We start from the raw sequence: 18,644 nt of genomic DNA, 5'->3' as shown, positions 1-18,644 counted from the left end.
ATGCTCCTACATCGCTTGCTTGTTGCCGCCTGGCAGCGTGACGCTGTTCGTGCGGTCGGGCGTATCGGGCGGCATCGCCCGTCTCCTCAGGAACTCCTCGCAATAGAGCTCCAGACTTTGCCGCGCCCGCATGCTGTCGCGGCGAAGCGCGGAATAGGCATCGTCGTCGTCGAGGCCGGTCTCCCGCATCAGCAGGACCACGGCGCGGATCACGGCCCTGCGGCCGCGGCGGCGGCTCTCCAGGTCCTGCAGCTTCTCGTACATCTCGGTGCGCAGCAGGAACTGGTTGATGCCGAGGAACAGCGCGGTGTAGACGGCGCCGCCATGCACCGGCTTGCGCAGGAACGAGGTGGCGCCGAGATTGACGAGGGCCTTGAGCCGGCTCGGCGCTTCGACGCCGACGAGACCGATCACCGGCACCGGCGGCAGCTTCGAGGCGGGATTGACCTCGAGCGCGACCGCGCCTTCGAGGTCGCCGTCGATGAACAGGATGTCGCGCTCGGGCAGCAGCGCAGACGCGTCGAGCTGCGCGCGGCCATCGATGATCTCGGGGTATTCGCAGGCGACGCCGAGCTTGGCGAGCGTCGTCTCCAACGTGGTCTCCCACCCTGCCCGCCGCGTGATCACCAGCGCGCGGCCACCCTTGAAGTTCTGCAGCAATCGGAAGGTCATGACTTCACCATTCGGAGCAGCGGAGGACGCATGGAGGTCGCGAAGCGCGGCGACGACTGCACGAGGTAGGGATCGGGCGCGATCGGCTGCCGCGCTTCCAGCAACAGCTCGAATTGCGCATCGGTCGACGACCGGCCGATGCGCGGCGTCAGCCACGCGTGATAGGTCTGCGGATCGATCCGCACCTCGCCCTGCGGGGCCAGCAGGCGCTGATTAGCGACGGCGCAGCGCACCAGGCGCGACTCGTCGCTGCCCGCCTGGGCCAGCGTCGCCGCCAGCAGCTTGACAGCGATATAGGAAGCCTCCGCATCGGCCGAGACGACTGGACCGTCCGGAAACGCGCGCGTATAGGCTTGCATGAAGGCCGCATTCTCGGCCGTATCGAGCGAGGAGAAGTACACGCTCGATGAGAGATGGCCGTCGACCGCTTCGGTCCCGATCTCCTTCAGCTCCGGCTCGGACAGGGTGCAGCTGGCGACCGGAATCTCATTCGGCTGGTCGATGCCGGCGGCGCGACAGGCGGCGCGGAACGCGCGGAAGAACGCGTAGGCGCTGGTGCCAATCAGGTTGTTGAACACGACATCCGGACGTTGCTCCAGGATCGCCGCGATGACCTGGTCGAACTCGGTGTCGCCGACGGTGAGATAACGCTCCGCCAGCACCGTCCCGCCCCGCACAGTCAACGCCTCGCGGAAGATGCGGTTGTTCTCCCACGCCCAGATGTAGTTCGAGCCGACGCAGAAGGCGCGCGTGCCGACCCGCGCGGCGAGATAGTCAACCAGCGGCAGCACGTGCTGGTTCGGCGCCGCACCCGTGTAGATAACATTGTCGGAGCTCTCGAAGCCCTCATAGTGCGATGGATACCAAAGCAGACCGTCGAACTTCTCGAAACAGGGAATGACCTCCTTGCGGCTCGAGGAGGTGTAGCAGCCGACGATTTGGCGGATACCGGAGCTCAACAGCTCCCGCGCCAGTGCGCGATACTGCGCGAGATCGCCGGACGGGTTCACCACCACCGGCTCCAGCGCGATCGGGCCGTCGGCGGCGTTGACCTCGGCGAGCGCGAGCTGGGCGCCATTGAGCATCGAGCGCGCGACGACGCTGTACGAGCCCGTCGTCGAGAACATCACCCCGATGCGAAACGTCGTCCGTGTCATCCCGCGTCCCAAAAACAAAAAAGCGCCCATCGGCTGTCAAGCCGAGGGCGCCCTCGCCACCAACCAAACACGCTTCAATCAGCGCGGTGTTGGAAATGGTTTGATCGTGCTCGCGTCCGAAGGGCCGCTGTGCCCAACGCGTGGACATTACGGTCTCTTAGAACACCTCACCTGTCAAGCGCGTTGTAGCAGCGATGGCTGCATCAAATCGTGCATGCATGCAGCAAATTGATGCAGCTGCGACATCCCTGGTTGTCGATGGCCGCGACGCGCGGCCTGTCAGCGCGACCGCGGCGGCGTGCTGCGCGCCGGACCGGTCAGGAAGCGCTCGAGCTCGACGATGGCTTCCGCCTCGCGCGCGCGTCTGAGCTGTCGCGCCTGCTCGATCCCTGGCGGCAGGCGCTTGGCCATGTCGCGCGCTTCACGCGCCGTCTGCAACAGTCGCTCACCGAGCGTCATCGTCTGCTTGACGCGACGCCTTCGTTTTTTTGGAATTTCGACTTCCATGCAACGTGGACCCGATTTCGATTTTGACGCAAACACAACCCTAGATGATCGCACGGCACCTGCATCCACATAGGTGAATCCGAGATCGACGTGCTTCGTTCGGGCCACCGGACCGCCCCCGGCCGGCTTGCGACGTTAACCGCAGCCTTCGGAGAGCGCCGTATCAATTGATATGGACGGGTTGACTTCGGGCGGGCCCTCGCGCAGAGGAACCAACTGTGCAGCGCCCGGTTCACACCGCAGTGAAAGGGGGTCCCATGAAGAACAAGCAATTCGCCGCCCTGCCCTTTCGTATCAAGGCTGCAGAGCTCAGCATCCTCTTGATCACCACGCGGCGGAAGCAACGCTGGTCGGTGCCGAAGGGATCGCCGATGCTGCGCAAGCGCGCGCACCGGGTGGCCGCGATCGAGGCCTATGAGGAGGCCGGGCTGCGCGGCAAGATCAGCCGGCAGGCGCTCGGCCGCTTCAAGCACCGGAAGCGCAAGGGCAAGCGCAAGATCCCGTGCGAGGTGAAGCTCTATCCGCTCGAGGTGACGAAGCAGCACGGCCGCTTTCCCGAACGCGGCCAGCGCAAGCTCGTCTGGGTGTCGGCGTCGGAAGCCGCGCGCCGCGTCCACCATCCCGAGCTGCGCCGGCTGATCCGGGGATTTTCGCGGCAGCAGCGCAAGCGAAGCTGATCGCAGCTCACGCCGGCCGGAGCGCGATGATCACGCTCTCGTCGGCCTGCAGCTGAACCGGGCCACTGATCGCACCGAGGTGGCGGCCGGGATGGGTGGACAGCAGGCACTCCCCCTGCCCGTCCCATGGCCATTTTCGCGGTTCACGCGTGACATTGAGCAGGACCAGAACCGTCTCGCGTCCCAGCCTCCGCTGATAGCCGAGGATGTCGTTGCGCGAGCGCAGCGGCTGATAATGGCCCTCGGTCAGGCACGGCGTATGTCGCCGCAGCGTCAGCAGGGCCCGATAGAGCTGCAGCAATGACGCCGGCTCTTCCTTCAGGCGGGCCACCGTCTTCGCTGGATCGCCCTGCGGCAGCCACGGCTCGCCGTTCGTAAATCCGCCGTGGCGGCTGTCGTCCCAGCGCAACGGCACCCGCTCGGGATCGCGGCCGAGACCGTAGCCGCCGACCAGCTTCTCGAAGGGATCGACGACGCGGTCAGCGGGAATCGGCGTCTGCGTCATGCCGAGCTCGTCGCCCATGAAGACGAACGGCGTGCCCTTCAGCGTCAGCAGCAGCATCGCAAGCACGCGCGCCTGCGCGGCGCCGAGCTTTTCCGCGACACGCGGCTTGTCATGGCCTCCGATCACCCAGACCGGCCAGGCATCGCGCGGGATCGCGCCGTAATAGGCATCGATCGTCGCCTGCAGCGCATGTGCCGTCCATTCCGAATCCAGCAGCGCGAAATTCAGCGGCAGATGCAGCCGAGGCTTGTCGTTGCCATAGAAGTGGCCGATGCGGTCGGTCTTGCCCTGCACCTCGCCGCACAGCAGGCGGCCGTCATATTCGTCGACAATGCCGCGCAGAAACTCGATGCATTGCATCGCTTCCGGGCGATCGTCGGTGAAGACAGGCCGCTGGCGCTGCGGCGGCGGCTTGTCGTCACCGGCATCGGGGTCATCCGGGTTGTCGCGCAGCAGCTCGTCCTTGATCAGCACCGCGCTGGCGTCGACGCGAAAGCCGTCGACGCCGTGCGCGAGCCAGAAGCGCATGACGTCGGCGATCGCCTCCCTCACCTGCGGATTGCGCCAATTGAGATCGGGTTGTTCGACGAGGAACGAATGGTAGTAATATTGCCGCCGCGCCTCACACCATTCCCAGGCGCTGCCGCCGAAGCGGCTGATCCAGTTGTTCGGCGGGCCGCCGTTGGCGGCCGGATCGGCCCAGAGGTACCAATCCGCCTTGACGTTGTCGCGGGACGAGGCGCTCTCTTCGAACCAGGCATGATCGTCAGCGGTGTGGTTCGGCACGAGATCAAGGATGAGGCGGATGTTGGCCTCATGCAGCCGCGCCACGAGCGCATCGAAATCAGCCATGCTGCCGAAGCGCGGATCGATCGTGCAATAGTCGGAGATGTCGTAGCCGAGATCGCGAAACGGCGTCTTGTAGATGGGAGTCAGCCAAACCGCATCGATGCCGAGCCATTGCAGATAGTCGAGGCGCGACAGCAGTCCTGGAAGGTCACCCTTGCCGTCGCCATTGCTGTCCTGGAACGAGATCGGCGCGATTTCATAGATCACGGCGTCTTGCCACCAGGGTCGCTCGGGCTGTTTCGTCTCCTCGGACATCGTGGAATTGGCGACCTGCGACAAGGATGAGCTGCGCCGCATGGGGCCATGCGACATCAACCCAATCCGCTCGATCGTTTGAAGGTTCCAAAGCGCCCGGGCGTTCGCCGCTCAGCGCTCCGCGAACTTGATGGTCGATACCGGCCAGCGTCCCTCGTGGCCGGTGATGGCGATGCGCAGGCCGTGCAGTTCGTCGAGATAGACCTGCTCCACGGTTCCGGCCTTGCCATCGCTCAGCGCCACGCACTTGCCGATCAACTCGGTCTGGGCATGCTCGAACTCGTACAGGATGGTGAAGGCTCGCGTCTTGACGGCAACCATAAGGGAACGGTGTGAGGGGCTGATGAGGAGAGCCGCGACGCTGCGGGACAGGCCGGCGCTGGCCAGTAGATCGGGGCCCCGGCCTGCCGCGTCAAGCTCTCATCAACCGATCGTGCGCGCAGTTCGACCTGCGCGCACGATCTGGTCAGCGGCATTCGAAATTCGCCGCGTCCTCGAGGCTGCCGCTGCCCTTGTAGGTCTGAACCTTCGGGAACGCGCAGAGATCGCGCGTGCGTCCCGGCCACGGCACATCGGGCGCGCGCCGCGCGGTGGCGCGGATGGCTTCCGGCGCAGCGGCCTTGCCTTCCACCCAATTGTCCAGCGCCGTCAGCAGATCGAACTGATCGGTCGCCGGTCCGCCGCCGCAATGGTTCATGCCGGGAACCAGGAACAGCCGCGCGAAGCCATCCGTGTCGGGGTATCTCTTCTTGAGCTGGTCGACATAGTCGACCGTATCGAGCGCGGAGAAGATCGGGTCGGCCGTGCCGTGATAGAACAGCATCTTGCCGCCCTTGGCTTTGAAGGCATCGAGATCGGTCGAGGTCGCCGCTTCGTATTCCATGCCGGCATCGAAGCCATCAGCGCCCTTCATCACCTTCTTCGTGTCGCGGTCGAGATCGAAATTGCGCACCCAGGCGACGAGGTCCTCCGGCTTCTCGGGCGGGCTCATGAAGTCATAGGCGACGCCGCCCGGAATGAGGGTGAGATTGCGCGCATTCGGCGGGCTCGACTTCGGCGTGCCGAGCTTCCAGGCGCGCCAGCCGGGCGCGGCGAGGCCAGGATCGTAGGGCCAGCGCGAATAGATCAGGCCGCCCATCGCATTGCGGCTGCCGTCGAACATCAGCTTGACGGCCTTCAGCTTGGGCGGGGACAGGCATTGCGAGTTCTGCCCCTCCTTGCAGGCAAGCACCGCGGCATCGAAGCGGCAGGCCATGACGTCCTGCACCATGCCGTCCTTGGCGCCATCGGCGCCGTCACACGCCGCGGTCACACCATCTGCGACCAGCTTCAGATCATCATCGGTCAGCGCACTGCCGACATCGGCCTTGCCGTCCGGTCCGGGCGGCGCGATCGCCAGCAGCAGTTGCTCCTGCGCGATCACGTCGATGCCGGCGAGCGGCACGCGATAGGCCGGCGCGCCGGCGATGACGCCGTCGAACAGCTCGGGGAAGCGCTGCGTCACCGCCATTGCCTGGCGCCCGCCATTGGAGCAGCCGGCGAAATAGGAGCGGCGCGGCGCGTTGCCGTAGAGCTTCGCGGCCGCCGCCTTCGCCGCTTCGGCCACCGGCGGAATCGAGCTGTAGCCCTTGTCGCGCCGCGCCTGCGGATCGAGGCCGAACAGATACGGCCCGAGCGGACCGGGCTCTTCGAGATGACCGGAGTCGGTCGACGCCGCGGCATAGCCGTTGGAGAGCGCGTTCGGCGGCGTCGCGCCGGTCAACAGCCCGAGCGCCGGCCGCAGCACGCCGTCGACGCCGCCACCGCCCTGAAAGACGAACTTGCCATTCCACGTCGCGGGCAATCTTAGCTCGTAGCCGATGGCGTAGGGCTTGCCGTCGATGCCGGTGCGCTCGTTGATCTTGCCGCGGATCAGGCAGTGATCCGGCGCGGGTGCAGTGGCGCCAGCGGGCGCCGGCGGCGCCAACTGCACGCCGCCCGCGGCGACGAACTCCGCCGTGATGATGCGGCCGCTGCCGGAAAAGCCCTGCGCCAGCGCGGCGCAGCTCGCCTTGAAATCCTCCGCCATCGCGGAGGTCATCGCCGACGAGCACAGCAACATTGCGGCAAGCGCCGTGATCCGGATCTGCATCGGTCTCGTCCTCCCACCATGCGGGTCTCGCGCCGTCATTTGCTCCGCGGCGCTTGATCGCATCCGACCATAGCCAAGCCTGTGCCCGCCGCAAGCGGCCGTGCGCGCCCGCGCGATTGAAAACCGCTGCCGAACCATGTCATCTGTCGGCCCGACACGATCGAGGGACATCATGGCTGCGGACATCCGGTTGAATGCGTTTGCGATGAACTGCGTCGGGCACCAGTCGCCCGGCCTATGGCGGCATCCGCGTGACCGCTCCTCCGACTACAACCGCCTGCCCTATTGGCTCGACCTCGCCAAAACACTGGAGCGCGGCCGCTTCGACGGGCTGTTCCTCGCCGACGTGCTCGGCGTCTACGACGTCTATGGCGGCAATCCCGACGCCGCGCTGCGCCACGCCATCCAGGTGCCGGTCAACGACCCGATGATGCTGATCTCGGCGATGGCCGCGGTCACCGAGCATCTCGGCTTCGGCGTCACCTGCACCTTGTCCTACGAGCCGCCCTATCCGTTCGCGCGCCGCATGTCGACGCTCGATCATCTCACTGAGGGCCGCATCGGCTGGAACATCGTCACCGGCTATCTCGACAGCGCCGCGCGTGGCATGGGCAAGCAGCGCCAGACCGGGCACGACGACCGCTACGACGTCGCCGACGAATATATGGAGGTGGTCTACAAGCTGTGGGAAGGCAGCTGGGAGGACGACGCCGTCAAGCGCGACCGCGAAAGCGGCATCTTCACCGATCCCGCCAAGGTGCACCGCGTCAGCCATCACGGCGAGAACTACCAGCTCGACGCCATCCATCTCTGCGAGCCCTCGCCGCAGCGGACGCCCGTTCTCTATCAGGCCGGCACCTCGCCGCGCGGCCGCGTGTTCGCCGGCCGGCATGCCGAATGCGTGTTCATGTCCGGCCCGTCGGCGAAGATCATCGCGCCGCGCGTCGCCGCGATCCGCCAGGCCGCGATCGAGTCCGGCCGCGCGGGGAGCGACATCGTGATCTTCAGCATCGCCACCGTCGTGCTCGGCGAGACCGACGCGGAGGCGGAAGCGAAGTTCGCCGACTATCGCCGCTACGTCGACCACGAGGCGTCGCTGACCTTGATGTCCGGCTGGACCGGCGTCGACTTCTCGACCTACGAGCTCGACCAGCAGGTCCGCCACGTCCTCAACGATGCCGGCCGCAGCGCGATGGACAACGTCACCCGCGCCGATCCGGACCGGGTGTGGACCGTGCGCGAGGTCGCCGAGCACATCGGCATCGGCGGCATCGGGCCGGTGTTCGTCGGCTCACCGGCGAAGGTCGCCGATCTCATCGAAAGCTGGGTCGAGCAGACCGGCGTCGACGGCCTCAACCTCGCCTTCGCGCTGTCGCCGGAGAGTTTTGCCGATGTCGCCGACATGCTGGTGCCAGAGCTGACGAAGCGCGGCCGCTACAAGAAGACTTATCAGCCGGGCACGCTGCGGGAAAAGATGTTCGGCCGCGCGCGGCTGGCGGCGCCGCATCCGGCGGCGAGCTACCGCCCTTAAGGGCGGCGTTCAGACGGCGAGCCGGTCCAGCAACTGGTCGACCGCCGTCGCGATCGGCTTGATGATAGGCACGGTGAATTGCGGCTGCAGCTGATCGGCGGCCTGGGCGAGCGGTCCGCCGCCGATGATGACAGCCTCGGCACCGTCCGAGATACAGGCGCGCGTCGCCTCGGCCAGCGCGGCGGCAAGCCGCGCCGGATCGGCGGCAAGCGCGGCCACGTCGCCTGGTGTGAGACGCGTCCCGGTGAACTGCGCCGACAGCTGCAGCCTATCTGCAAGATCAGCGATGCCGGCGACCAGCGCCGGCGTCACCGTGGCGACGCCGAACCGCCGCCCACCCTGCCCGGCCGCGTGCATCGACGCCTCGCCGATCCCGATCACCGGCCGCGCGCACAGGCGGCGAAGCTCGGCTGCACCGGGATCGCCGAATGCGGCGACGATGATGCCGTCGCAAGCCCCGACATGCGCCCGTCCGATCTCCACCACCTCGGCCGCGGAAGCCGCCAGCGCCTCGGGATCGACGATCATGGCCGGCGCCCGCGTCGCGGTCGCTCCGACCACCTCCACCCGGCCCGTGCAGCAGGCCGCCGCGATCGACACCATCATCGCGGTGGTCGCCGCCGAGCTGTTGGGATTGATCAGGAGGATGCGAGGCATGCAGGCCTGGTGACGTAGGAGGACGGGCTCTCCTCGTGAACCAATCGCCGCCCGTCCGTCAACTCCAGCCTTTGTCGTGCTCAGTCTCGCCCGATCCGCATCGACAGCTCGACCTCGTCGCCGAACGGCACCGACAGGTAGCTATTCGCCGGCGAACGGACATAGGCGAGATAATCGGGGCTGTAATCGGCATTGTCGGCCACGATGAACGCGCCCGCGCTCAGCCTGCTCTCGAGCAGATCGAGAACGTCGCGATAGAGCGGCTTGGCGCCGTCGAGCAGCACGAGATCGATTCTCTCAGGAAGATCGCGGCCGAGCGTCTGCAGCGCGTCGCCTTCGCGGGTCTCGACGAGATCGAGCAACCCCCCTTCGGTCAGATGCTTGCGGGCGCGGGCGACCTTCGACGGCTCGAACTCCGTTGTGATCAGCCGGCCGCCGCCATTGTCGCGCAGCGCCGCAGCCAGGAACAGCGTGGAGATGCCGAACGACGTGCCGAACTCGACGATCGATCGGGCGCTGAAGCTGCGCGCAAGCATGTAGAGCAGCAGGCCGGTGTCGCGGGAGACCGGCAGCGGAAAATCTTTCAATTGCGAATAGAGCTCCACATGACCGGACTTGCTGCGCATCAGCTGTTCGCCGCGCTCCGCCAGGCCCGCAAAGACGGGACTGGTCTCCGGCCGCAGCAGCGCGGCTTCGGACAGCAGGCGAGCCAGCAGCGGCGCGACGGGCTCAGTAGTGAGGGTGATCATGATGGTCTCCGTGTCATCGAGTGTTTGTTTGCCTCGCCCTCAAAATACGAATAATCATTCGCATTCGCTAATCGCATTCGGGATCGCGCCATGGCCTCTGCTCGAAAAGCCCAGATTTCCGCGAGAAAACAGCCGCAACAGGCGCGCTCCACGGATCTCGTGTCCGCCATTTTGCAGGCCGCTGTTCAGGTTTTGACGACCGAAGGCGCGCAGCGCTTCACCACCGCGCGCGTCGCCGAGAGGGCCGGCGTCAGCGTCGGCTCGCTGTATCAATACTTCCCCAACAAGGCGGCGATCCTGTTCCGGCTGCAGAGCGACGAGTGGCAGCAGACGACGAGCCTGCTGCATGGCATCCTGGATGATCAAACCCGCCCGCCGCTGGTGCGGCTGCGCGCCCTCGTCCACGCCTTCCTGCAGTCGGAATGCGACGAGGCCGCCATCCGCGGCGCACTCGACGACGCCGCCCCGCTCTATCGCGACGCGCCGGAATCGAAAGAGGCCCAGGCGCGCAGCCGCCGCACCATGCAGGCCTTCATGCGCGAGGCGCTGCCTGACTCCGGCCAAGCCGAGCGCGCGCGCGTCGCCGACCTGATCAAGACGACGCTGAGCCAGGTCGGCAAACACTTCTCCGACACGCCCCGCAGCCGCGCCGAGATTTCCGCCTATGCCGATGCGATGGCGGACATGTTCTGCGCGTATCTGGAGAAGGCTGGCGCGCGACCGAGGAGTAGTCGTCCGAGAAGTTAGGTGCGAAAGTGGGGATAGCACTCTCTTCCCGCATCAGTGCGGAGGCGCGACGGGACAACGAGGGGAGCGTCGACAGCGCTTCACGCATCCCCAAAACTTCCGAAATCAACCAGCGATCCCAGGGTGATTTGCGCTGTCCAGCGAAGCTCCGCGTCGTGACCCCAATCGGATATCCGATCCCTCTCGATCTCTTGGATCTGCGGCCGGAAATCGCTTACGCTCGGAGAGAGAGTAGCACGGAGCTGGACTGGCGATGCAGCGATGCGAGTTCATGGACGGTCGTTCAGGACGGTCATGTGCGTCCGTTCGCCGAGGGCGGAAAGCTCCCATCCACGCCATTCTGGCGATGGCGGCTTCCCTCGTCGCATCGTCGGGACAAGCGCAGGAGGACGGTCGGGCGGCAAACAAGGCTCCCGATTATGTCGCGACGAGAGAGTACAGCGGCCGTCCCACGCAGCAGGAGACCCTACGCCATCACAATGGATGGCTGCGCGGTGACCGAATGGGCGAACGAAGCAGCTACTTCCAGGGCCCGGGGCGCTTTGTCTCGTTCACGCGCACGCCGGATGGCAACCGCTACGAGTCACTCCATGTCACCCAAGCGGTTGGCACCGATAAGACGCGGCAGGAAAGCGTGAAGACTGAGAAGCTGCAGTCTTTTCTCGACGAGACCTGCACGATCTGGGACTTTGTTGGTCCCGCGGACCCGAAGGGACGAAGGAGCGTGTCCTTCCGCGATTGTATCACGCACGACGGCATACAGATCGCGCATGGCTGGGCGGCCGAAGACGGCGCAATCAGGGAGCCACCGGATTGGCGACTGACGCGTTTGACCCGCACGCCAGTCTCCGAGGACGAGACCTCGCCACCTGCGGACGTATTTGATTGGAGGAACTTTACGGGTTTTGCTGCGCAAACGCCCTCCCTGGAAACCAGAACGCAACCGGATTTCGCGGCGACAATGAATGGCAGCATCGCCTCCTCCGGAGCAGGCGTCAGGTACAGGAAGCGACATTTTCCGTGGGTGAGAACGGACACCACATTCGCCAATGGCGCGCGGATCATCGAGATCGTCAACGAACGAACCCACGCCGCACTCACGTTTCGCGCCACGGTGCAAGGCGCGTTCGAGAGCCTGTGGATCGGCGAATTTCGTCCAGGTCCGCAGTACGTGCGGAGCGGCGCCGGACGTGACGCAGAGCAGAAGGACGTCGTCGTCGAACGCGGGATATTTCTGGGGGAATGGTGCAGGATCACGAGGGACGCGAGGGACGAACGCATACGCACCGAATGGCGCACGCACGACGGCATCATTTTGAAAGAGGAAGAGAGTGGCGGTCGCGTGGCCAATCCTGAAGGCTGGACCGTGGTCCAGTGGCAGCGACGCCCGGTCGAGCTGTCCGAAGTCATGCCACCGGCCGAGATTTTCGAGCGGGCTCGGTGGGGCCTGTCTCGATAAAGCCGATTGCCTCGCCTTGGCGCCCCCGTAAGATCCGCTCGTAATACGGGTGAGCGGAGCGTCATCCGCCTATCCAGATTCCAGCATTACGTGATGTCCACGCCCCCCCCATCCCGCAGCGAACGCAGTCGCCGCTGATGCGCCCTCGGCCCAGGGCGAGGGCACTGCATTGCGCTGCGCAGGCGACGGCATGACAAGCATTCCCACACCCGCATGCGCCAACACCTGAAATTCACCCACGATCTCAAGCTGATTTGCCCTGTCCAGTCCCGTGGAGAAAAATAATCTTGTTTCTTTTTTACAGAAATCATGATCTTATGACCCTATCCCGCCCGATCGAGGGGCGCTTCGCGAACGTCACGGAACGTTGGGTGGGATGCGGTGGCCGGTTCTCGTCGCAGCGTGCGTCATGCGCGCGGACGAACGAGGGGAGCCGGACGGCGAAGTCGCGTGGTCCTGATACTCCGACGCTAGTATCACGCGCTGATGCGCAAGCATCATGCGCAACGGTGGCCAGAAAGCCCGGCGCACCGGGGAGATCGCGTATAAGCCGTAAGCCCATCGCGCAGGGAAGGCCGGATGTCCGGCTGATCCTGTGGTGACCGCCGCGTGCTTTGCTTTTTGCACGCGGGCCATGGGTGTCAGTCGACGCCCGGCCTTCCCTGCGCCCTCTCTTCCCGGGAGGGACGAACGGCAGGCACAGCTCGGACGCGGAATGCGTCGCGAGACTGCAAGCGGCTGCCCTGCTCTCCCGCGAAGAAAACAAACTTCTCGCGGAGCGACCGAATGAAGAACTTTCCTCTCCATCCAAACCGATCTGCAAAATTGCATGAGGCAACTGATCCTGCGAATGATCCGGTGACATCTGCATTCAATCGTACGTCAGGAGATTTTCGGATGACACGTTCCCTCGGCGGCTCGCGCCAACAGCGGCTCCCGGTCTTCGCTCGCCGCAGCATCCTGATGATGGGCGTCGCCCTGCTCGGCGCACTCGCCACGCCGCGTGCGGAAGCCGCCGAGACGTTGCGCATCGGCTACCAGAAATCCTCCACGCTGATCGCGCTGCTCAAGACCAATGGCGAGTTGGAGAAGGCGCTGGCGCCGCTCGATATCAAGGTGTCCTGGCACGAATTCTCCAGCGGCCTGCCGCTGCTCGAGGCCATCAACATCGGCAGCATCGATGTCGGCGCCGATGTCGCCGACACCGTGCCGGTGTTCGCGCAGGCCGCGGGCGCCAAGCTCGCTTATGTGGCCGAGGAAACCGCCTCGCCCTCCGCGCAGGCGATCCTGGTGGCGACGGCCTCGCCGGTGAAGACGCTGGCCGAGCTAAAGGGCAAGAAGATCGCGGTGACCAAGGGGGCCGGCAGCCACTATCTGCTGCTGTCGGCGCTCGCCAAGGCCGGCCTGTCCTTCAAGGACATCACTCCGGCCTATCTGCCGCCGGCCGACGGCCGCACCGCTTTCGTCAGCAACAATGTCGATGCCTGGGTGGCCTGGGATCCGTTCCTCTCCAGCACCATCCGTCAGTCCGGCGCGCGCGTGCTCGCCGACGGCAGCGACGGTCTCGCCAGCTACAAGCGCTATTACCTTGCCTCGGCCGACTATGCCGCCAAGCACGGTGACGCACTCAACATCATCTATGGCAAGCTGGTCGAGACCGGCAAATGGGTGAAGGCCAATCCGGCCGCGGCGGCGAGCCAGCTCGCGGCGCTCTGGGGCATCGACGCCGCCACCGTCGAGGAGGCCAACAGCCACCGCTCCTACCAGGTCGGCGCGGTCACCGCGGCCGGCCTCGCCGAGCAGCAGAAGATCGCCGACGCCTTTCTCGCTGAACGCGTACTGCCGATGAAGGTGGACACATCTGCGTTGGCGATCTGGACACCACGGGCGCCGTGAGCCAGAGAGGAACCGAGCATTGTGCTCTGCAGCGACGCGGAGCCCGAGGCCCAACGACGAGCCTGACCGTAAGGAGACTTCCGTGACTGCCCATCTGCCGCCGCCGACCGATCGCGCCACCGAGCACCCCGCCCATCGCATCTTCGTCGACCGCTGGTCGCCGCGCGGTTTCACCGATGAGGCGCTGCCCGAGAGCGAGCTTCTCACCTTCATCGAGGCGGCGCGCTGGGCGCCCTCCTCCTACAATTCGCAGCCCTGGCGCTTCCTCTACGCGCGCCGCGGCTCGGCCGAATTCGACACCTTCCTGGCCCCGCTGATCGAGTTCAACCGCGGCTGGGCGCAGCATGCGGCAGCCCTCGTCTACGTGCTGTCGAAGAAGACCTTCATCCCGGCCGGCAAGACCGAGCCGGCGCCGACCCGCACGCATTCCTTTGATGCCGGCGCCGCCTGGGCCAACTTCGCCAACCAGGCCGCCCTGTCCGGCTGGGCCACCCACGGCATGAGCGGCTTCGACGTCGCCGCCGCGCAGGCCGCGCTCGGCGTGCCCGACGACTTCGCCGTGGAGATCGCGATCGCGGTTGGCCGCAAGGGCGGCGGCGAGAAGCTCCCGGCCATGCTCAAGGAGCGCGAGAAGCCGAGCCCACGGCTCGCGATCGCAGAGATCGCTGCCTCCGGCCTGTTCCCGAAGAGCTTCGGCGGCTGAGGTTCTGATCCCCTGGGGGGCGGCATGACAATGTCGCCCCTACTGGACGGGTGATCCGTGCTCGCACCCATCCTTTGAGACGCCCGCCGAGCAGAGGACGATGCGGGGACGTTGGAGAGATAACAGCACTTGCCCGCGAACTCCCCTGCTCCGCGTGCGAACTCTCACCCCTCATGATGAGGAGCGCCGCCGCGCGGCGCGTCTCGAACCATGAGGCCCCCGGTCGCTGACGCCCGGTGAAATCTGTGGCAGAAAGCAGGATCATCGTCAGACGAAAGCCGAGCCCCGCATGCCGCCGCCGAAACAGCCTGCCTTCGAAACCCTGAGCCTGCATGCGGGCCAGCATCCGGATCCCACAACCGGCGCCCGCGCGGTGCCGATCTATCAGACCACGTCCTACGTGTTCGACGATACCGAGTACGCCGCCGCGTTGTTCAATCTTGAACGCGCCGGCCACATCTACACCCGCATTTCCAACCCGACGACAGCTGTGCTCGAGGAGCGGCTCGCCGCGCTCGAAGGCGGCGTCGGCGCGGTCTGCACGGCGAGCGGCCAGGCGGCGCTGCATCTGGCGATCGCCACCATCCTCAATGCCGGCGACCACATCGTCGCCTCCTCCTCGCTCTATGGCGGCACCATCAACCTGCTCGCGCACACGCTGCCGCGCTTCGGCATCACCACGAGCTTCGTCAAGCCGCGCGACCTCGACGGCTTCCGCGCGGCCGTCAAGCCGAATACGCGGCTCTTCATTGGCGAGACGCTCGGCAATCCCGGCCTCGAAGTGCTTGATATCCCGAAGGTCTCAGCAATCGCGCACGAAGCCACCGTGCCGCTTTTAATCGACAACACGTTCGCCACGCCCTATCTCAGTCAGCCGATCGCGCAAGGCGCCGACATCGTGATGCACTCCGCAACGAAGTGGCTCGGCGGTCATGGCATCGCGATCGGCGGCGCGCTCATCGACGGCGGCCGCTTCGACTGGCGCGGCTCAGGCAAATTCCCCCAGCTCACCGAGCCCTATGCCGGCTATCACGGCATCGTCTTCGACGAGCAGTTCGGCACCGCCGCGTTCATCATGCGCGCGCGCACCGAAGGCCTGCGCGATTTTGGTGCCTGCCTGTCGCCGACCAACGCCTTTCATCTCCTGCAGGGCGTCGAGACCTTGCATCTGCGGATGGAGCGCCATGTCGCGAACACGCGCGCGGTGCTGAAGGCGCTGACCGCCAACAAGGCCGTCGACTGGGTGCTGCATCCCTCGTTGGAGACGCACCCGGACCATGCGCTCGCCAAGGAGTTGCTGCCGCGCGGCGCCGGCTCGATCGTCTCGTTCGGCATCAAGGGCGGCCGCCCCGCGGGCCGCAAGTTCATCGAGAGCCTGAAGCTGATCAGTCATCTCGCCAATGTCGGCGACGCCAAGACGCTGGTGATTCATCCGGCCTCCACCACGCATCAGCAGATGGACGCCGCGCAGCTCGCGGCCGCAGGGATCGGCGAGGAGTTGATCCGGCTGTCGGTCGGCATCGAGGCGGTCTCGGACATCATCGACGATCTCGGACAGGCGCTGCGCGCCTCGCAGAAGGTGTGAGCCATGCAACTGTCCATCAGAGATCACGATGTCTTCGTCGCCACCGGCGGCCGCGCCTTCGATTCGTCCCTGCCCGCGGTCGTATTCGTGCATGGCGCCGGCTTCGATCATTCGGTCTGGGCGCTGCACAGCCGCTGGTTCGCGCATCACGGCTTTGCCGTGCTGGCGCCCGACCTGCCCGGCCATGGTCGCTCCAGCGGACCGGCGCTGCCGACGATTCCTGCAATGGCCGACTGGATCGTTGCGCTCTTGCAGACGGTGAACGCCAAGGCTGCTCACCTGATCGGCCATTCGATGGGGTCGCTGATCGCGCTCGACACCGCAGCGCGTCATCCGGAGCACGTCTCGGCGCTCAGCCTGATCGGCACCGCGGCGACGATGACCGTGGGGCCGGATCTTCTGAAGGCCGCTGAAGCCAACGATCATGCAGCCATCGACATGGTCTCGATCTGGGGCCTCGGCTTTGCGGCGGAGCTCGGCGGCAGCCGCGCGCCGGGCCTGTGGATGCATGGCGGCGCGCAGGCGACGTTGGAACGCTGCGCGCCCGGCGTGTTGTTCAACGATCTCTCCGCCTGCAACAACTATCAGGATGCGCTGGCATCGGCGGCCCAGATCAAGGTGCCGACGCGGCTGATCCTCGGCGAGAAGGACATGATGACCCCCGTGAAAGCCGGCAAGGCGCTCGCCGCGGCGATTGCGCAGTCGCGCACGATCGTTCTTCCCGGTGCGGGACATACGATGATGGCCGAATGTCCGGATGCGCTGCTCGATGCGCTGATCGATTAGTTGAGTTCCGCGCTTCGATCAGGCTGATGCCGCGACCTTTGCGCCGATGAGAATTAGGAACGCGCTTTAATGGGCTCGATTGGTGGTTGGTGAAACCTCAAGGAGCGCAACAATGCGTAAGACAATTCTCACGTTAGTGGCTGCGACCGTGATCGCGGCCGGCTCCGTCGGCGCAGCCTTCGCGCAAGGCGGCGGCGGTGGATCCGGTGGTGGTGCGGGCGGCGGAGCAGGTGGTGGAGCCGGCGGCGGCGCGGGTGCCGGAGCTGGCGGCTCGGGAGCCGGTGGTGCGGGTGCAGGCGGTGCTGGCGCCGGCGCGGGTGCAGGCGGATCTGCCGGAGGATCGGCCGGTGGCTCGGGATCGGGCAGCGCGGGTGGCGGCGGACCGAGCCATGTCGAGCGTGGCGGCCAGGGCGCATCGAGCCCGCCCGGCATGCGCAACACAACCACGCCGCCATCGAACGGCGTCGTCCCGCCGCGCTGATGCGCATGTGAGATCGCAGCGGCCCATGAGGCCGCTGCGACGTTGTGGCGCCAATGCGACCTTGTGCCACCGCTGAGGCGGCAGCATGACGCGGAACGGGCAGTTGTGGCGAAACGTTGCTCCTCGTATCTCAAGAACAGAAAGGAGCACGCAGATGCAGCTGCGCAAACTTTTGACGGTCGCCGCCATCGGCACCATGACGCTATCAGCGGTGACGCCACTCGCCGCCGCCCCGATGATGCCGAACAATCCGGCGCCGGCATCTGCCGTGAACGACACCGCTGGCATCCAGCAGGTTCAGTATCGCCACTGGCGCGGCGGACATGATTGGCACCCCGGCCTCGGCCGCCGCCACGGCTATCAGTACGGCTATCGCCACCATCACAACGGCTCAGGAGCAGCCGTGCTCGGTGGCCTGGCGGCCGGTGCGATCATCGGCGGCGCGATTGCCAACAGCCGCGCCCAGGCTGGTGAAGCCGAGACGTACTGCGCCCAGCGCTACCGGTCCTACGACCCGCGCTCCGGCACTTATCTCGGCAATGATGGTCGCCGTCGTTCCTGCCCGTAACACGATGACGTGTCGATGCCGGTCCACACCGGCATCGACTGTTCCGTCAGAGCAATGTCCCGCGACAATACGTCCGCCGCGACAGCTGCAACGAAGATCAACGCATCCGGTTTGAGCAACACCCTGACTTCAACAGGAGAACCCAGGATGGTCACCTTGAAAGCCGCCGCGACACTCGCCTTCGCCGGCGCATTATCTTTTGCAACGCTGCAATCCGCCTCCGCCGCACCGCTGACATCGCTCTCCGCCGCGGCAAGGACGGGCACCGAGAGCTCGAACGCGGTCCAGGTCCACTATGATGGCTGGCATGGTGGCTGGGGTGGCGGCGCCGCGATCGGCGCAGGTCTCCTGGCCGGCGCCGTGATCGGCTCGGCGGTTGCCGCGCCGTCTTATTATGGCGGCGGCTATGCGCCCTACCCCTATTACGGTGGATACCGCTACGCCTCGTCCCCCTACGGCTATGGCGGCTATTACGGCTCTCGCCCGTATTATGGCGGCTATGGCTACACCTACGCGCCGCGTCCGGTGTATCGCAGCTACGGCTATTCCTACGGCCCGCGGCCCTGGCGGCACAGCTACGGCTACTATCGTGGCCCGGGCTGGGGTCATCATCATCACGGCCTGTATGGCGGCCGGCACTTCGGCCACCGACACGGCCATGGCGTGATCAGCACGCATCATCGCTGGTGAGGTGAGCTGGCCGGTGCGGGCGGCGAGCCTGCCCGCACC

19 protein-coding genes are annotated in these 18,644 nt (G+C 66.0%); 11 read left to right on the top strand and 8 right to left on the bottom strand.

The window, feature by feature from the left end:
- Positions 1 to 6: 6 nt before the first annotated feature.
- The 3 genes from BRAD285_RS10440 to BRAD285_RS10430 all read right to left on the bottom strand — a co-directional run bounded on the left by BRAD285_RS10440 (position 7) and on the right by BRAD285_RS10430 (position 2,336).
- A complete protein-coding gene (locus tag BRAD285_RS10440) occupies positions 7 to 672 on the bottom strand; it encodes an ANTAR domain-containing response regulator (protein WP_006610597.1) in 666 nt (221 codons plus the stop codon).
- A complete protein-coding gene (locus BRAD285_RS10435; protein ID WP_006610598.1) occupies positions 669 to 1,829 on the bottom strand; it encodes a transporter substrate-binding domain-containing protein in 1,161 nt (386 codons plus the stop codon). The genes BRAD285_RS10440 and BRAD285_RS10435 overlap by 4 nt, the downstream gene beginning before the upstream one ends.
- A gap of 279 nt (positions 1,830 to 2,108) precedes the next feature.
- Positions 2,109 to 2,336 (bottom strand): hypothetical protein, encoded by a 228-nt coding sequence (locus BRAD285_RS10430; RefSeq protein ID WP_006610599.1) that lies wholly within the window; start codon positions 2,334 to 2,336, stop codon positions 2,109 to 2,111.
- A 257-nt stretch (positions 2,337 to 2,593) separates the two neighbouring features.
- Here BRAD285_RS10430 and BRAD285_RS10425 point away from each other — a divergent pair, with 257 nt between their 5' ends.
- Positions 2,594 to 3,013, top strand: a complete 420-nt coding sequence (locus BRAD285_RS10425) for an NUDIX hydrolase (protein WP_006610600.1) — start codon at positions 2,594 to 2,596, stop codon at positions 3,011 to 3,013.
- A 7-nt stretch (positions 3,014 to 3,020) separates the two neighbouring features.
- On the opposite strand, the gene BRAD285_RS10420 is transcribed toward BRAD285_RS10425, so the two are convergent.
- From BRAD285_RS10420 to BRAD285_RS10410, 3 genes are all read right to left on the bottom strand, one after another.
- The gene (locus tag BRAD285_RS10420; protein ID WP_006610601.1) at positions 3,021 to 4,622 is read right to left on the bottom strand and encodes an alpha-amylase family glycosyl hydrolase; all 1,602 of its coding nucleotides are present in this window, start codon (positions 4,620 to 4,622) and stop codon (positions 3,021 to 3,023) included.
- Positions 4,623 to 4,733: 111 nt separating this feature from the next.
- Positions 4,734 to 4,943, bottom strand: coding sequence for a hypothetical protein (locus BRAD285_RS10415; RefSeq protein WP_006610602.1), 210 nt, complete (start codon positions 4,941 to 4,943; stop codon positions 4,734 to 4,736).
- A 145-nt stretch (positions 4,944 to 5,088) separates the two neighbouring features.
- A complete protein-coding gene (locus BRAD285_RS10410) occupies positions 5,089 to 6,753 on the bottom strand; it encodes a tannase/feruloyl esterase family alpha/beta hydrolase (protein WP_006610603.1) in 1,665 nt (554 codons plus the stop codon).
- 172 nt (positions 6,754 to 6,925) lie between these two features.
- Between BRAD285_RS10410 and BRAD285_RS10405 the strand changes: the two genes are divergently transcribed.
- Entirely contained in the window at positions 6,926 to 8,284 is a 1,359-nt protein-coding gene (locus BRAD285_RS10405; protein WP_006610604.1) for an LLM class flavin-dependent oxidoreductase, read from the top strand.
- A 9-nt stretch (positions 8,285 to 8,293) separates the two neighbouring features.
- Here the strand turns inward: BRAD285_RS10405 and BRAD285_RS10400 are convergent, their stop codons facing one another.
- Both BRAD285_RS10400 and BRAD285_RS10395 read right to left on the bottom strand, forming a co-directional pair.
- Positions 8,294 to 8,941: an aspartate/glutamate racemase family protein gene (locus tag BRAD285_RS10400; RefSeq protein ID WP_006610605.1), complete on the bottom strand. Its 648-nt coding sequence runs from the start codon at positions 8,939 to 8,941 to the stop codon at positions 8,294 to 8,296.
- A gap of 80 nt (positions 8,942 to 9,021) precedes the next feature.
- On the bottom strand, positions 9,022 to 9,690 hold the full coding sequence (locus BRAD285_RS10395) for an O-methyltransferase (RefSeq protein ID WP_006610606.1): 669 nt from the start codon (positions 9,688 to 9,690) through the stop codon (positions 9,022 to 9,024).
- 90 nt (positions 9,691 to 9,780) lie between these two features.
- On the opposite strand from BRAD285_RS10395, the gene BRAD285_RS10390 reads away from it, so the two are divergent.
- From BRAD285_RS10390 to BRAD285_RS10345, 9 genes are all read left to right on the top strand, one after another.
- Entirely contained in the window at positions 9,781 to 10,437 is a 657-nt protein-coding gene (locus BRAD285_RS10390; protein ID WP_006610607.1) for a TetR family transcriptional regulator, read from the top strand.
- Between the two features lie 346 nt (positions 10,438 to 10,783).
- Positions 10,784 to 11,896 carry a hypothetical protein gene (locus BRAD285_RS10385; RefSeq protein WP_035645322.1) on the top strand — a complete coding sequence of 371 codons (1,113 nt, stop codon included), beginning with the start codon at positions 10,784 to 10,786 and terminating at the stop codon, positions 11,894 to 11,896.
- A 966-nt stretch (positions 11,897 to 12,862) separates the two neighbouring features.
- Positions 12,863 to 13,792, top strand: coding sequence for an aliphatic sulfonate ABC transporter substrate-binding protein (locus BRAD285_RS10375; protein WP_006610609.1), 930 nt, complete (start codon positions 12,863 to 12,865; stop codon positions 13,790 to 13,792).
- An 82-nt stretch (positions 13,793 to 13,874) separates the two neighbouring features.
- Positions 13,875 to 14,495 carry a nitroreductase family protein gene (locus BRAD285_RS10370; RefSeq protein WP_006610610.1) on the top strand — a complete coding sequence of 207 codons (621 nt, stop codon included), beginning with the start codon at positions 13,875 to 13,877 and terminating at the stop codon, positions 14,493 to 14,495.
- 289 nt (positions 14,496 to 14,784) lie between these two features.
- Positions 14,785 to 16,080 carry an O-acetylhomoserine aminocarboxypropyltransferase gene (locus BRAD285_RS10365; protein ID WP_006610611.1) on the top strand — a complete coding sequence of 432 codons (1,296 nt, stop codon included), beginning with the start codon at positions 14,785 to 14,787 and terminating at the stop codon, positions 16,078 to 16,080.
- Between the two features lie 3 nt (positions 16,081 to 16,083).
- Positions 16,084 to 16,866: an alpha/beta fold hydrolase gene (locus tag BRAD285_RS10360; RefSeq protein WP_006610612.1), complete on the top strand. Its 783-nt coding sequence runs from the start codon at positions 16,084 to 16,086 to the stop codon at positions 16,864 to 16,866.
- Between the two features lie 112 nt (positions 16,867 to 16,978).
- The gene (locus tag BRAD285_RS35335) at positions 16,979 to 17,347 is read left to right on the top strand and encodes a hypothetical protein (protein WP_139020592.1); all 369 of its coding nucleotides are present in this window, start codon (positions 16,979 to 16,981) and stop codon (positions 17,345 to 17,347) included.
- A 154-nt stretch (positions 17,348 to 17,501) separates the two neighbouring features.
- Complete coding sequence (locus tag BRAD285_RS10350) at positions 17,502 to 17,915, top strand: BA14K family protein (protein WP_006610613.1); 414 nt, start codon at positions 17,502 to 17,504, stop codon at positions 17,913 to 17,915.
- A gap of 147 nt (positions 17,916 to 18,062) precedes the next feature.
- The gene (locus BRAD285_RS10345; protein WP_006610614.1) at positions 18,063 to 18,605 is read left to right on the top strand and encodes a hypothetical protein; all 543 of its coding nucleotides are present in this window, start codon (positions 18,063 to 18,065) and stop codon (positions 18,603 to 18,605) included.
- Positions 18,606 to 18,644: the final 39 nt, after the last annotated feature.

Source organism: Bradyrhizobium sp. ORS 285, from assembly GCF_900176205.1.
Taxonomy (GTDB): domain Bacteria; phylum Pseudomonadota; class Alphaproteobacteria; order Rhizobiales; family Xanthobacteraceae; genus Bradyrhizobium.
Note: the sequence above shows the minus strand (reverse complement) of the source record. Positions and strands in the feature narration are given on the sequence as shown.

Coding starts and splice junctions, on each gene's coding strand:
- BRAD285_RS10440 (WP_006610597.1), bottom strand. CDS start 672: ATGACCTTCCGATTGCTGCAGAACTTCAAGGGTGGCCGCGCGCTGGTG.
- BRAD285_RS10435 (WP_006610598.1), bottom strand. CDS start 1,829: ATGACACGGACGACGTTTCGCATCGGGGTGATGTTCTCGACGACGGGC.
- BRAD285_RS10430 (WP_006610599.1), bottom strand. CDS start 2,336: ATGGAAGTCGAAATTCCAAAAAAACGAAGGCGTCGCGTCAAGCAGACG.
- BRAD285_RS10425 (WP_006610600.1), top strand. CDS start 2,594: ATGAAGAACAAGCAATTCGCCGCCCTGCCCTTTCGTATCAAGGCTGCA.
- BRAD285_RS10420 (WP_006610601.1), bottom strand. CDS start 4,622: ATGTCCGAGGAGACGAAACAGCCCGAGCGACCCTGGTGGCAAGACGCC.
- BRAD285_RS10415 (WP_006610602.1), bottom strand. CDS start 4,943: ATGGTTGCCGTCAAGACGCGAGCCTTCACCATCCTGTACGAGTTCGAG.
- BRAD285_RS10410 (WP_006610603.1), bottom strand. CDS start 6,753: ATGCAGATCCGGATCACGGCGCTTGCCGCAATGTTGCTGTGCTCGTCG.
- BRAD285_RS10405 (WP_006610604.1), top strand. CDS start 6,926: ATGGCTGCGGACATCCGGTTGAATGCGTTTGCGATGAACTGCGTCGGG.
- BRAD285_RS10400 (WP_006610605.1), bottom strand. CDS start 8,941: ATGCCTCGCATCCTCCTGATCAATCCCAACAGCTCGGCGGCGACCACC.
- BRAD285_RS10395 (WP_006610606.1), bottom strand. CDS start 9,690: ATGATCACCCTCACTACTGAGCCCGTCGCGCCGCTGCTGGCTCGCCTG.
- BRAD285_RS10390 (WP_006610607.1), top strand. CDS start 9,781: ATGGCCTCTGCTCGAAAAGCCCAGATTTCCGCGAGAAAACAGCCGCAA.
- BRAD285_RS10385 (WP_035645322.1), top strand. CDS start 10,784: ATGGCGGCTTCCCTCGTCGCATCGTCGGGACAAGCGCAGGAGGACGGT.
- BRAD285_RS10375 (WP_006610609.1), top strand. CDS start 12,863: ATGGGCGTCGCCCTGCTCGGCGCACTCGCCACGCCGCGTGCGGAAGCC.
- BRAD285_RS10365 (WP_006610611.1), top strand. CDS start 14,785: ATGCCGCCGCCGAAACAGCCTGCCTTCGAAACCCTGAGCCTGCATGCG.
- BRAD285_RS10360 (WP_006610612.1), top strand. CDS start 16,084: ATGCAACTGTCCATCAGAGATCACGATGTCTTCGTCGCCACCGGCGGC.
- BRAD285_RS35335 (WP_139020592.1), top strand. CDS start 16,979: ATGCGTAAGACAATTCTCACGTTAGTGGCTGCGACCGTGATCGCGGCC.
- BRAD285_RS10350 (WP_006610613.1), top strand. CDS start 17,502: ATGCAGCTGCGCAAACTTTTGACGGTCGCCGCCATCGGCACCATGACG.
- BRAD285_RS10345 (WP_006610614.1), top strand. CDS start 18,063: ATGGTCACCTTGAAAGCCGCCGCGACACTCGCCTTCGCCGGCGCATTA.